1 protein-coding gene is annotated in these 256 nt (G+C 60.2%); it reads left to right on the top strand.

From position 1 onward, the window contains the following. A partial coding sequence (locus tag KZZ04_RS19870) for a hypothetical protein (protein ID WP_219423982.1) occupies positions 1-214 on the top strand: 214 nt, incomplete at its 5' end. Positions 215-256 lie beyond the last annotated feature (42 nt).

The raw sequence follows: 256 nt of genomic DNA, 5'->3' as shown, positions 1-256 counted from the left end.
CTGGCTCGCCAAGCAAACCACCACCGACGAAGGCTGCCCGGCGGTGACCAGCTACTCCACCTTCGACCTGAGCTTCAACACCCAAGGCCTGCAACTCTCCACGCCCGCCACGGGCGACGGCTGCGACAACGAGTTGAGCTTCACGTGGGCGCAATTGGAACCAGTACTGACCGCGCAAGGCAAAGCGGCGCTGCCTAGCTTGAAACAGCCATGAATATCGGGCCCTGTGAGCCTTACAAAAACCGCACATTCATTC

Source organism: Pseudoalteromonas sp. CR1, assembly GCF_019392235.1.
Lineage (GTDB): Bacteria > Pseudomonadota > Gammaproteobacteria > Enterobacterales > Alteromonadaceae > Pseudoalteromonas.
Note: the sequence above shows the minus strand (reverse complement) of the source record. Positions and strands in the feature narration are given on the sequence as shown.